The sequence below is a fragment of the Nocardia sp. NPDC050710 genome (assembly GCF_040654375.1).
Classification (GTDB): Bacteria; Actinomycetota; Actinomycetes; order Mycobacteriales; family Mycobacteriaceae; genus Nocardia.
In genome coordinates, this window is the sequence record NZ_JBFAHV010000007.1 from 257,156 (window position 1) to 270,677 (window position 13,522).

A 13,522-nucleotide genomic window follows, 5' to 3' on the forward strand; every position below is an offset into this window, starting at 1 on the left:
TGCCGAGGCCCAACGGGCGGCGCCGCGCCATTGCGGCAATTCGCTTCCGGCGGTCAGTGCGTAATCGCCTGCTCCGCACCGACGCCGGTGAGCGAACGAACCTCCATCTCGACGGCCTTCTCGGGATCCTCGGGTCGGCGGCCACCGACGAAGGTGCCGATCACGCCGAGTGCGAAAGCCAGCGGGATGGAGACGATTCCGGGGTTGGACAGCGGGAACCAGTCGAAGTCCGAACCGGGCATCATCGAGGACTTGGTTCCGGACACCGCGGGGGAGAAGATGATCAGCACGATGGTCGAGATCAGACCGCCGTACATACTCCACAGCGCGCCGGTGGTGTTGAACCGCCGCCAGAACAGCGAGTACACGATGGTCGGCAGATTCGCCGCGGCCGCGACCGCGAAGGCCAGTGCCACCAGGAACGCGATGTTCTGACCGTTGGCCAGGATGCCGAGGCCGATCGCCATCGCGCCGATGACCACCGCGGTGATCCGCGAAACCCGTACCTGCGCCGACTCATCCGCATTGCCGCGCTTGAGCACGCTGGCGTAGATGTCGTGGGCGAAGGAGGCCGAGGCGGTGATGGTCAGGCCCGCCACCACGGCGAGGATGGTGGCGAAGGCGACCGCGGAGATGACGCCGAGCAGGATCACGCCGCCGAGTTCGAAGGCAAGTAGCGGCGCCGCCGAATTCTGGCCGCCCGCCGAGGACAGGATGCGATCCGGGCCGACGATGGCCGCGGCGCCGTAGCCGAGCACCAGGGTGAACAGGTAGAACGCGCCGATCAGGCCGATCGCCCACACCACCGAGCGCCGAGCCTCTTTCGCGGTCGGCACCGTGTAGAAGCGCATCAGCACATGCGGCAGACCCGCGGTGCCGAGCACCAGCGCCAGGCCGAGCGAGACGAAGTTCAGCTTGGAGGTCTCGTTGGCGCCGTACTGCGCACCGGGCGCGAGCACGTCCCTGCTCGCCACCGCCTTGCTGGTGGAGCCGGAGACCGCTTCCTGTGCCGAGCCGAGGATGTCGGAGAAGTTGAAGCCGAATTTTGCCAGCACCATCACCGTCATCAGCGCGGCGCCGGTGATCAGCAGCACCGCCTTGATGATCTGCACCCACGTTGTGCCCTTCATGCCGCCGACCAGCACGTAGACGATCATCAGCACGCCGACCACCGCGATCACCACGGATTGCCCGGTCTTGGACTTGATGTCGAGCAGCAACGCGACCAGGCCGCCCGCGCCCGCCATCTGCGCCAGCAGATAGAACAGCGAGACGGTCAGCGTGGACAGCGCCGCCGCGGTGCGCACCGGTCGCTCACGCAGCCGGAAGCTGAGCACGTCGGCCATGGTGAATTTGCCGGTGTTCCTCAGCATTTCGGCGACCAGTAGCAGCGCGACCAGCCAGGCTACGAGAAAGCCGATGGAGTACAGGAATCCGTCGTAGCCGTACACCGCGATAGCGCCCGCGATGCCGAGAAAACTTGCCGCGGAAAGGTAGTCGCCCGCGATGGCGATGCCGTTCTGCGGTCCGGAGAAGCCGCGCCCGCCGGTGAAATAGTCCGAGGCGGTGGCATTGCTGCGACTGGCCCGGATGACCACGACCATGGTGACCGCGACGAAGAGGGCGAAAATGGCGATATTCGCGAGGGGTTCGCCGACGGTGCCCGCGGCCAGATACGAGTCGCTCATGCGCGGCCGTCCTCCAGGTAGTTACGGATGGCCGCCGCCTGCGGATCCAGTTCCCTGTTGGCGAACCGGACGTAGACCGCGGTGATGGCGAAGGTGGAAACGAACTGCCCGAGGCCGAGCAGCAATCCGACATTGATGTTGCCGAACACCTCGGCGGCCATGAAATCGTGCGCGTAGGCGCCGAGCAGCACGTAGCTGAGGTACCAGAACAGGAAGAGCGCGGTCATCGGGAATACGAAGCGCCGCAGGCGGCTGCGCAGTTCCTGGAATTGCGGGCTCGCGTGCACGGCGGCGAAATCCTCGGCGGTCGGCGCGGGGCGCGGGGCGGTGCCGCCCTTGTCGAGGTCGATACTGGTCATCCGAGGGTCCTTGCGTGTGACGTGGCTTACTGCGCAGACCGTAACCGGAGGTCCGTGACGGATTCATGATGTGGCCCAGGTCACTCCGTGAGGGTGTGGATCTGTGCGGTGAACGGTCGCCGCGCCGCGACGAACGGTAGGGCGTTCGCGGAACTACGTGGTGCGCAGGCGACGTTCGCGATCGGCGCCCATCCCGAGATGTTCGGGAGCGTGCATGCGCAGGAAAATGCGACCGGTGGTCCGCGGGTTCTGCCCGCGAGTCAGCTTGCTCACCAGGATCATTGCCGCGAAGGCCAATGGCACGCTGATCGCCGCGGGGTAGCCCAGGATCGCGGCGGGCCAGCCGCCCCCCAACTCGTCGGAGATGCCGCCCGATACCGAGACCACGGTCGCGCCGCCCGCCGCGAGACCGCCCGCGATCAGCCCGGTTGTCGCGCCGGCCGCGGTCAGCCCGCGCCACCAGATCCCGAGCACCAGCAGCGGGCACAGGGTGGAGGCGGCGACCGAGAACGCCAGGGCGACGGTGCGTGACAGATCCAGCGACGCGACGGTGAGCGACAGCGTGAGGGGCACCAGACCCGCCGCGAGCGCGGCGGCCCGGAAGTCGCGGATCCGCCCGCGCAGCATATCGGTGCTGAGCACGCCCGCGATGCTGACCAGCAGCCCCGACGAGGTGGACAGGAATGCCGCGATCGCCCCTGCTGCGACCAAGGCGCTCAGCAGCTGCCCCGGCAGTCCGCTCAGCACCGACCCGGGCAGCAGCACCACCGCGGCATCGGAGGTGCCGGTGATCAGCAACTGCGGCACGTAGAGCCGCGCGAAGACACCGAGCAGTATTGGGAACAGATAGAAGACCCCGACCAGGCCGATGACCGCGAGCGCCGTCGCGCGCGCGGCCCGGCCGTCGGGGTTGGTGTAGAAGCGCACCAGGACGTGCGGCAAACCCATGGTGCCGAGGAAGGTCGCGATGATCAGCGAATACACCTGGTAGGTGGGATGTCTGCCGCCGAACCCGCCGCCGGGGGTCAGCCAGGTGGCGCCGTCCGTCGGAGCCCCGGCCACCACCGGCACCGCCGAATCCGGCTCCAGCACCAACTCGGTGCCCGCGCCGAGTTCATGGATGCCCGGAGTCAGTGGCACCAGTCCGTCGACCGGCCGGTCATCCAGCCTGCCCGCGATCGACACCTGCTGTGCGGTATCGACCCGGACCCGCACATCGGTGCTGATATCGACGGTGGTGCGCTCGGTGACCACCGGCGGTGCGGGCGCGCCCAGTTCTCGGTCCTGTGCCAGGAAATGCCCGAGCAGCACCAGCGCGGGTAATGCCACCGCGGTCAGCTTGAGCCAATACTGGAACGCCTGCACCAGGGTGATCGACCGCATCCCGCCGCCTGCCACATTCGCGATCACGATCGCCCCGACCGCCAGTGCGCCGACCCAACTCGGCACCCCGAGCAGGATCCGCAGCGTCAACCCGGCCCCCTGGAACTGCGGAATCAGATACACGCCGCAGATCAGCACGACGACGACCGCCGCCAGTCTGCGCAGCCGCAGCGATTCCAAACGGAACTCCGCGAAATCCGGCACGGTATACGCACCCGATCGCCGCAGCGGCGCGGCGACGAACAGCAGCAGGCCGAGATATCCCGCCGTGAACCCGACCGGATACCAGAGTGCGTCCGCGCCGTATTTCGCGATCAGCCCGGCCACACCGAGAAATGAAGCGGCCGACAGGTATTCGCCCGAGATGGCCGCGGCATTCCAGCCCGGTCCCACACTGCGCGACGCGACGAGGAAGTCGGAGGTGGTGCGAGCCAAGCGAACACCATAGGCACCGATGGCGACCGTCGCGAGCGCGGCGAGCGCGAGGGCGCAGACCGTGAGCCACGGCGCGGTCACCGTGGGCACGACAGATCCCGCCGACCGAATGGCCGACGACCGGAAGCCGAGGTCGCGACGCGCGCCGGATCCGTCGACGGGCGGCGAGTAGGTGTGCTCACATCAGTCCTCGGCCAATTCGAGGAAGTCCTGCTCGTTGCGTTCGGCGAGGCGGACGTAGAGACGGGCGATGGCGTACAGCGCGGGGTATACGGCGAGCCCGAGTAGCAGCCACGGCAGCCGGACGCCGAGGATGACGGCCGAACCCAGCGCGCGCAGGTGGAAAAGCAGCGGCAGCGAACACAATACGAGGACCGTGACCAGGGCCACCCGCAGCGCGAGGCCGAGTTGGGCGCGAATCAGGCCGCCGATGAGCGCCTCGCCGATCTCCGTTTGCTCGGTCACCTCGACCCGCGTGCGCGCTTGCCGGGCGCCGCGCCGCTCGGCGAGCACCACGCGCTGCCGGACCGGACGTTGCTGGGGTCCGGTCATCGCGTGCCGTTCATCGCCGGTCCGGTGGAGTCTGATTCACGGATTCGTCCAGGTGTGGCGCGGGCCGTGCACCAGCCGCTGTTTCAGCTCGCGAACCTGACGGCGGCTCACCGGTAGCTCGACGGCCGCGGCATTCTCGTCCGCGCGCAGGCACACCACCGTGCCGGTACCGACCGTGCGCAGCCCGGTAACCAGCCGCAATGCGACCAGATAGGACCGATGCACCCGCAGGAAACCCGCATTCTCCCAGCGCGATTCGAGCGCGGACAGCGGAATCCGGACCAGATGCGAACCGGCGCTGGTGTGCAGCCTGGCATAGTCGCCGTCCGCCTCCACCCAGCTCACGCTGGACCGGTGCACCAGCGTGGTGACCCCGGCCAGTTCCACCGGAATCACCTCATTGGGATCGGCGCGTGGCTGCTGCGGTGCGGGCGCGGGCGCGGTGTGGGCCCCGACGATCCGGCGCACCGCCTCGGCCAGCCGTGCTTCCCGCAAGGGCTTCAGCAGATAGTCCACCGCACCTAGGTCGAAGGCCGCCACCGCACGATCGTCGTGCGCGGTCACGAACACCACCGCGGGCGGATTCGCGAACTCCGACAGGATCCCTGCCAGCTCCATCCCGTCCAGTCCGGGCATATTGATATCGAGGAATACCGCGTCCACCGGGTGCGCCCGCATCAGCCGCAGCGCCTCGGTCGCATCGCCCGCGCCGTGGATCTCGCCCACCTCCCGCTGTGCGCGCAGGAGGTACACCAGCTCGTCCAGAGCCGGCTTCTCATCATCGACCGCCAGCACGCGTAACGCGCCCGCGGGCCTTTCGGTGGTCCGTGTCACAACCGCTCCATCGTAAGTGCCACGCATCCGGCCCCGGAGGAATACCCGTCACGGGCGTCCGGAAGGCGACGAACCGACGCGATGACCACGCACCGGTCAGCCGAGTGCGCTCCCGGCATCAGGCCTGGATACCGGCCCGGAATTTGGGGACGCGCAGGCTGACCTTGGTGCCCGCGCCGGGGGCGGTCTCCACCACCAGCCCGTAGTCGTTGCCGAAGGCGGCGCGCAGGCGGTCGTCGACATTGGCCAGACCGATGTGCGCCGCCTCCCCGGAACGAGCTGGGCCGGAACCGGTTTCGATGGCGTCGAGGGCTCCGGAGCGGAGCAGCTCCGGGTCGATCCCGACGCCGTCGTCCTCGACACTGATCACGCAGTCGGTGCCGGCGTCCTCGGCGACGATGCCGATGGTGCCTCGTTTGGTGCCCGCGAGTCCGTGCCGGACGGCGTTCTCGACCAGCGGTTGGAGGGCGAGGAACGGCAGGACCACGCCGAGCACCTCGGGGGCGATCTGGAGCCGTACCTCGAGCGCGTCGCCGAACCGGGCCCGCTCCAACGCGAGATAGCGCTCGATATTGCGCAATTCGTCGGACAGCACGGTGAATTCGCCCGCGGTACGGAAGGAGTAGCGGGTGAAGTCGGCGAACTCCAGGATCAGTTCGCGGGCCCGATCCGGATCGGTGCGCACGAACGAGGCGATGGTATTGAGCGCGTTGTAGATGAAGTGCGGACTGATCTGCGCCCGCAGCGCGCGGACCTCGGCGCGATCCAAACGCGCCCGTGATGCGTCCAGCTCCGCCAGTTCCAGCTGTCCGCAGACGTATCGGGCGACCTCCGCCACCGCGCCGAGTCTGCCCGGCCCGGGTTGTCCGGAGCTCACCACGCCGAGCGCCCCCGCCACCCCCGCGTTCTCGATCAGCAGCGGCTGGGCGATCAGCGTGCGGGCGGACTGCTCGGCCCGGCCGGGCACCGAGACCAGTACCGGTCGCTCGGTGGCGATGGCGCGCTCGGCGGCGTCGATGAACCGTTCGACGAGCTCACTGTGCGGTCCGTCCCAGGCGAGGAGGGTGCCGTCGGGGTCGGCGACCCCCAGCGCCGCCGCCCCGGTGAGCGCCCGCAGATGCGGCGCCGCCTCCTGCGCGGACCGATCGGTCAGGCCGCCGCGCAACGGTACCGCCGCCAGCGATGCCGTATGCAATGCCGTGTGCACGGCCCGCTCGGCGGGTGTGGTCACCACCCGCCGAGTCCGCGGCCACAGCACCAGCGCGCCCGCAATCAACGCCGCCCCGACGATGATGGCGACCACCGTCGATGTCATCGCGGTCTCGGGCAGCGACGCAGCGGCATCTGGATCCCTTCGGAATTGACCGGGTTTCAGTGGTGGACCGGGACCGCCATTCGATCACGGGTGCCCATCGCGTAGGGTCTGGCGGTCCCTGAAAACGCGTCGTATTCGCGGAAATCGGACGGACGCGCGACGAGTCATCCGACGCGCCGGTGATCTTCACCACCGACACGCCGAGCCCTCCTGGGACGTCCCGTCACGGCGTGCGAGCCTCCCGAAACTTGTCGTACCGACGTGCCTAGAATCGCAGGGCCAACCCCCGTCGAGACCTTGGGAGGAAGGACCGTCTTGGCCGCCTCGTCCGGATCGTTCGTTCACCTGCACAACCACACCGAGTACTCCATGCTCGACGGTGCGGCTAAGATTTCGCCCCTGTTCGCCGAGGCGAAACGGCTGGGAATGGATGCGGTCGGGATGACCGACCACGGCAATATGTACGGCGCGGCGGAGTTCTACAACTCGGCGAAGAAGGCGGGCATCAAGCCGATCATCGGCATCGAGGCCTACATCGCGCCGGGCTCCCGATTCGACACCAAGCGCGTGCAGTGGGGTGACCCCAGCCAGAAGGGCGACGACGTCTCCGGCTCCGGCGCCTACACGCATATGACCATGGTCGCGGAGAATGCGACCGGTCTGCGCAATCTGTTCAAGCTGTCGAGTCTGGCCTCCATCGAGGGCCAGCTCGGCAAGTGGGCGCGCATGGACGAGGAGATCATCGCCCAATACGCCGAGGGCATCATCGCCACCACCGGCTGCCCCTCCGGCGAAGTGCAGACCCGGCTGCGCCTCGGCCACGACCGCGAGGCGCTGGAAGCCGCCGCGAAGTGGCAGGAGATCTTCGGCCCCGAGAACTTCTTCCTCGAGGTGATGGACCACGGCCTGTCCATCGAACGCCGGGTCCGCGAGGGCCTGCTGGACGTCAGCAAACAGCTCGGCATCCCGCCGATCGCCACCAACGACTGCCATTACGTCACCAAGGACCAGTCGACCAACCACGAAGCACTGCTGTGTATCCAAACCGGCAAGACGCTCAGCGACCCGACCAGATTCAAATTCGACGGTGACGGCTACTACCTGAAGTCCGCCGAGGAGATGCGCGCGATCTGGGACGCCGAGGTGCCCGGCGCGTGCGACAACACGGTCCTCATCGGCGAGCGGGTGCAGTCCTACGCCGACGTGTGGGAGCACCGGGACCGGATGCCGATCTTCCCGGTGCCCGAGGGTGAGACCCAGGCCAGCTGGCTGCACAAGGAGGTCATGCGCGGCCTGGACCGGCGCTTCCCGAACGGCGTTCCGCCGGAGTACCTGAGCCGCGCGGAGTACGAACTCGGCGTCATCTGTGAGATGGGCTTTCCCGCCTACTTCCTCGTGGTCGGCGACCTGATCAGCCACGCGCTCGAGGTGGGCATCCGGGTCGGCCCCGGTCGTGGTTCGGCGGCGGGCTCGCTGGTCGCCTACGCCATGGGCATCACCAATATCGACCCGATCCCGCACGGCCTGCTCTTCGAGCGCTTCCTCAACCCCGAGCGCGTCTCGATGCCCGATATCGATATCGACTTCGACGATCGCCGCCGCGGTGAAATGGTCCGCTACGCCACCGATAAGTGGGGCAGCGACCGGGTCGCCCAGGTCATCACCTTCGGCACCATCAAGACCAAGGCCGCGATCAAGGACTCCGCGCGAGTCCTGTTCGGCCAGCCCGGCTTCGCCATCGCCGACCAGATCACCAAGGCGCTGCCGCCGCCGATCATGGCCAAGGACATCTCGGTCTCCGGCATCACCGACCCGGATCACGAGCGGTACAAGGAAGCCGCCGAGGTCCGCGAGCTCATCAACACCAATCCGGATATCGCGAAGATCTACGAGACCGCCCGCGGACTGGAGGGCCTGATCCGCAACGCGGGCGTGCACGCCTGTGCGGTCATCATGTCCTCCGAGCCGCTGACCGACGCGATCCCGGTCTGGAAGCGGGCCCAGGACGGTGCCATCATCACCGGCTGGGACTACCCGTCGTGCGAGGCCATCGGCCTGTTGAAGATGGACTTCCTCGGTCTGCGCAACCTCACCGTCATCGGTGACGCGCTGGATAACATCAAGGCCAACCGCGGCATCGATCTGGATATGGATCACTTGCCGCTGGACGATCCCGGCACCTACGAATTGCTGTCGCGCGGTGACACTCTCGGCGTCTTCCAGCTCGACGGTTCCGCCATGCGCGACCTGCTGCGGCGCATGCAGCCGACCGGCTTCGAGGATATCGTCGCGGTGCTCGCGCTGTACCGCCCCGGCCCGATGGGCATGAACGCGCACAACGACTACGCCGACCGCAAGAACAACCGGCAAGAAGTCAAACCGATCCATCCGGAGCTGGAAGAACCGCTCAGGGAGATCCTGGCCGACACCTACGGGTTGATCGTGTACCAGGAGCAGATCATGCAGATCGCGCAGAAGGTGGCCGGGTATTCGCTCGGTCGAGCGGACATTCTGCGCCGCGCCATGGGTAAGAAGAAGGCGGAAGTCCTGGAAGCCGAGTTCGAGGGCTTCGAGAAGGGTATGCAGGACAACGGTTTCTCCAAACCCGCGATCAAGGCGCTGTGGGACACCATCCTTCCGTTCGCCGGATACGCGTTCAACAAATCGCATGCGGCCGGCTACGGCCTGGTCTCCTTCTGGACCGCCTACCTCAAGGCCAACTATCCGGCCGAGTACATGGCGGGCCTGCTCACCTCCGTCGGTGACGATAAGGACAAGGCCGCGGTCTACCTCTCGGACTGCCGAAAACTCGGCATCACGGTGCTGCCGCCGGATGTCAACGAGTCCGAGCAGAACTTCGCCTCGGTGGGTAAGGACATCCGCTTCGGCCTCGGCGCGGTGCGCAATGTCGGCGCCAACGTGGTCTCCTCGATCATCGAGGCGCGCAAGGAGAAGTCGAAGTTCACCGACTTCTCCGACTACCTCAATAAGATCGACGCCATCGCCTGCACCAAGAAGGTCACCGAATCCCTCATCAAGGCAGGCGCTTTCGACTCGCTCGGGCATCCCCGCAAGGGTCTGCTGCTGATTCATTCCGACGCCATCGACGCGGTGATGACCACCAAGAAGGCCGAGGCGATCGGGCAGTTCGACCTGTTCGGTGGCGTGGATGCCGATGAGTCGGTGGCCTCGGTATTCAATGTCGCGGTACCCGACGACGAATGGGAGACCAAGCACAAGCTGGCGCTCGAGCGCGAGATGCTGGGCCTCTACGTATCCGGCCATCCGCTCAACGGTGTCGAACATGTCCTTGCCGCGCAGGTGGATACGCCGATTCCGGCGATCCTGGAGGGTGATGTCAAGGACGGCGCGCAGGTCACCATCGGCGGCATCCTCGCCTCGGTGAACCGTCGCATCAACAAGAACGGTCTGGCCTGGGCCTCCGCGCAGCTGGAGGATCTGACCGGTGGTGTCGAGGTGCTGTTCTTCCCGCAGTCGTACTCGGTCTATGGCATGGATGTGATCGAGGACGCGGTGGTGCTGGTGAAGGCCAGGGTCTCGGTGCGCGACGACCGGATCTCGTTGATCGCCAACGATCTCGTGGTCCCGGACCTGTCCACGATCGGTGTCGCCAAACCGCTCGCGGTCACCGTCACCACCCGCATGTGCACCCCCGACAAGATCGGCGAACTCAAGCGCGTCCTGTCCCGCCACCCCGGCACCTCCGACGTGCACCTGCGTCACGTCGGCGCCCGCGAGAAGACGACGCTGCTGAAACTCGATGACAGCCTGCGGGTTTCACCGTCCTCGGCACTGATGGGTGACTTGAAGGCGCTGCTCGGACCGGGCTGCCTCGGGGTCTGACGTCCGGTTCGGCAGACCGGGAGGACTGCCACCCGGAGTTCGGTTTCGCTTGGCGCGCTGCATGTTCGGCCGGGATATCCCGCGATGGGGACATCCCGGCCGGATGCGCGGATGGCCCGCCGTTCGGCCGCGGATCTCGGCGAGTGAAGGTGCCGTGGCGGGCGCAACGGGTTCACCCTCCAGCAGGTGTGCCCACGCCACCGTGGCCAGCATGACCAGGCCGAGGGCCGCGCCGATCCAGCCGACCAAAGGTGGCCGTCCGCCGCCGTTCCAGGGGTCACAGACCGTTCATGCGCCTCACGAGGGTGCGCGCTCTGTGAGGCGTGTGGGCCCTCTGTGAAGTGTTTGAATTAATCGGTCCGATACTCCGGCGGAGATGCCCGGTGCGTTACGCCGAGACCGCGACCCCGAGGGAGAGGGCGCCGAACACCTTCGGCACACCGTCGGCATAGAACACGTCGATATCGCGGATCTCGAAACCCGCGTTCTCCAGTAGGCCGCGAATATCGCGGTCCAGGTGGCAGCCGCCTGCGACGGCCTTCTCGATCGGGTTGAGCCGGTGCTGCCATACCTGCACGCCGCGGTCGGGCGCGAGTCCGTGCTCGACGAAATGCAGCGTGCCGCCGGGGACGAGCACCCGCCGGACCTCGGCGAGCGCGGTCGCGATATCCGGGATGGTGCACATGGTCCACGTCGACAGCGCCGAATCGAAGCTGTCGTCCGGGAAGGGCAGCGACTGTCCGTCCAGCCCCGCCCGCTCCACCGGCACCGTTGCCTTCGCCAGCCGTTTGCCCGCCATTTTCCATCCCAGATCCGCCGGTTCCACCGCGCTGATCGACCGCACGGCCTGCGGATAGAACGGCACATTCAATCCCGAGCCGAACCCGACCTCCACCACCCGCCCGTGCAATCCGGCACAGGCTCGCTCGCGCTGCGGATTGTTCGTCCGCATCCCGCACACGACGTCGACGAGCCGAGGCACGATCCGATCTCCATAGAATCCCACCCCTCCACTGTGACAGCGATCTCCCGGCAATGCACCGGTCGACGATGGACGCGATTCCCGCAAAGCCCGCCCGGGCGATGTCGGTCGCAACGCTGCCTTCGAATTTCCCGGTGGGCGGGTGGTCGGATCTCGATCGGACCGGGCGGGCATCGGCCGGACAGACACCGGGCCTGGTCGCGACCGTCGGCGGGATCCGGGTAACTGCCCGTGGGATGCTGGCGCGGTGACTGTGTTCGAGGTGTGGGCGCCGAGGCCGGAGCTGGTGCGGCTGCATCTGGAGGGTACGGCGCACCCGATGACGCGTTCGACGGACGGCTGGTGGCGCACGACGGTGCCCGCCGCACCCGGCGCCCGATACGGATTCCTGCTCGACGACGATCCGGCGGTGCTGCCGGATCCGCGCTCGGCACGGCAACCCGACGGGGTGCATGCCCCCTCGGCCGTACACACGCTCGATCCCGCCGGGTGGACCGACGGCGACTGGACCGGGCGCCCGCTCGCCGGGTCGGTCTACTACGAACTGCACATCGGCGCCTTCACGCCGGAGGGCACCTTCGACGCCGCGATCGAACGGTTGGATCACCTGGTCGAACTCGGGGTGACGGTGGTCGAGGTGATGCCGGTGAACGCCTTCGACGGAACCCACAATTGGGGCTACGACGGTGTGCTCTGGTACGCGGTGCACGAACAATACGGTGGCCCGGATGGGCTACAGCGCTTCGTGAATGCCTGTCACGCACGAGGATTGGCGGTCGCGCTCGATGTGGTCTACAACCATCTCGGCCCCTCGGGCAACTATCTGCCTCGGTTCGGCCCGTATCTCACCGACGGCCGCAATACCTGGGGTCAGAGCCTGAATCTCGGTGGGCCGGACGCGGATCCGGTGCGCCGCTTCATCATCGACAACGCCCTGCGCTGGATGCGCGACTTCCATATCGACGCGCTCCGCCTGGACGCGGTGCACGCGTTGGTCGACCGCACCGCCACCCACCTGCTCACCGAGTTGGCCACCGAGACAGACGCTCTCGCCGCGCATGTGCGCAGGCCGCTCACCCTGATCGCGGAGAGCGATCTCAACGACCCCCGGCTGATCACCCCGCGCGCCGCGGGCGGTTACGGGCTGACCGGGCAGTGGAACGACGACCTGCATCACGCCGTGCATACGGCGGTATCCGGTGAACGACAGGGCTACTACGCCGATTTCGGCTCGCTGGCCTGCCTGGCGCAGACGCTGACCCACGGATACTTCCATGCCGGAACGTTTTCCAGCTTCCGCCGCCGCACCCATGGCCGCCCGATCGACCGGAGCCTGATCCCGGCCAGCGCTCTGCTGGCCTACACCTGCACCCACGATCAGATCGGCAATCGCGCCATCGGGGATCGGCCGAGCGCCTATCTCACCGACGGACAGCTCGCCGTCAAGGCCGCGCTGGTGCTGTTCTCGGCCTACACGCCGATGTTGTTCATGGGTGAGGAGTGGGGCGCCCGCACTCCTTTCCTCTACTTCACTTCGCATACCGACCCGGTGGTCGGCGCGGCGACCGCGGCGGGTCGCAAGGCCGAATTCGCCGAACACGGCTGGTCCACCGACGAGGTGCCCGATCCACAGGACCCGCTGACCTTCCTGCGTTCGAAGCTGGACTGGTCCGAACCGGAGCGTGACCGGCACGCTCGGTTGTCGGCCTGCTATCGCGCGTTGATTGCGTTGCGCCGGACCAGGGCCGAGATCACCGATCCGTGGCTGACCCATGTCGGGGTCGAGTACGACGAGCGGCAACGGTGGATCGCGGTGCGGAGGGGTCCACTGCGACTGGTGTGCAATCTATCCGCCGACCCCGTCGCCGCGCCGTACACGGGCACCGGCCTGCTGTCCTGGCAGGAGCCGGAGGCGGGCCAGACGCCGGGGCAGATAACAATTCCCGGTCATTCGTTTACCCTCCTGGATGCCGATCGGCACTGAGCGTTATCCGCGCGATGCGCAAACGTGCCGCGCCGAACGGGATTCTCGCGGTTGCCCTCGTTCGCGGGCACAAATGTTCTCCAATTGTGTTTGTATCCGCGAACAGACCGGTCGCGATGCCGTATA

The 13,522-nt window shown here is 67.3% G+C and carries 9 protein-coding genes; 2 read left to right on the forward strand and 7 right to left on the reverse strand.

Features of this window, described 5'->3' with window-relative positions:
- Positions 1–53 precede the first annotated feature (53 nt).
- From AB0H61_RS16120 to AB0H61_RS16145, 6 genes are all read right to left on the reverse strand, one after another.
- Positions 54–1,688, reverse strand: a complete 1,635-nt coding sequence (locus tag AB0H61_RS16120) for a cation acetate symporter (protein WP_357304464.1) — start codon at positions 1,686–1,688, stop codon at positions 54–56.
- The gene (locus AB0H61_RS16125) at positions 1,685–2,047 is read right to left on the reverse strand and encodes a DUF485 domain-containing protein (RefSeq protein ID WP_357304467.1); all 363 of its coding nucleotides are present in this window, start codon (positions 2,045–2,047) and stop codon (positions 1,685–1,687) included. Before AB0H61_RS16125 ends, AB0H61_RS16120 begins: the two co-directional genes overlap by 4 nt.
- 153 nt (positions 2,048–2,200) lie before the next feature.
- Positions 2,201–3,946, reverse strand: coding sequence for a cation acetate symporter (locus tag AB0H61_RS16130; protein WP_357304554.1), 1,746 nt, complete (start codon positions 3,944–3,946; stop codon positions 2,201–2,203).
- 102 nt (positions 3,947–4,048) lie between these two features.
- A complete protein-coding gene (locus AB0H61_RS16135; protein WP_357304469.1) occupies positions 4,049–4,417 on the reverse strand; it encodes a hypothetical protein in 369 nt (122 codons plus the stop codon).
- A 36-nt stretch (positions 4,418–4,453) separates the two neighbouring features.
- Entirely contained in the window at positions 4,454–5,278 is an 825-nt protein-coding gene (locus tag AB0H61_RS16140; RefSeq protein ID WP_357304472.1) for a LytTR family DNA-binding domain-containing protein, read from the reverse strand.
- Between the two features lie 91 nt (positions 5,279–5,369).
- Positions 5,370–6,581, reverse strand: coding sequence for a histidine kinase (locus AB0H61_RS16145; protein WP_357304557.1), 1,212 nt, complete (start codon positions 6,579–6,581; stop codon positions 5,370–5,372).
- A 300-nt stretch (positions 6,582–6,881) separates the two neighbouring features.
- Here AB0H61_RS16145 and dnaE point away from each other — a divergent pair, with 300 nt between their 5' ends.
- The gene (gene dnaE / locus AB0H61_RS16150) at positions 6,882–10,430 is read left to right on the forward strand and encodes a DNA polymerase III subunit alpha (protein WP_357304475.1); all 3,549 of its coding nucleotides are present in this window, start codon (positions 6,882–6,884) and stop codon (positions 10,428–10,430) included.
- A 388-nt stretch (positions 10,431–10,818) separates the two neighbouring features.
- Here dnaE and AB0H61_RS16155 read toward each other — a convergent pair whose 3' ends face one another.
- Positions 10,819–11,436 carry a class I SAM-dependent methyltransferase gene (locus AB0H61_RS16155; RefSeq protein WP_357304478.1) on the reverse strand — a complete coding sequence of 206 codons (618 nt, stop codon included), beginning with the start codon at positions 11,434–11,436 and terminating at the stop codon, positions 10,819–10,821.
- 223 nt (positions 11,437–11,659) lie between these two features.
- Between AB0H61_RS16155 and treZ the strand changes: the two genes are divergently transcribed.
- Positions 11,660–13,396 (forward strand): malto-oligosyltrehalose trehalohydrolase, encoded by a 1,737-nt coding sequence (gene treZ / locus AB0H61_RS16160; protein ID WP_357304481.1) that lies wholly within the window; start codon positions 11,660–11,662, stop codon positions 13,394–13,396.
- Positions 13,397–13,522 lie beyond the last annotated feature (126 nt).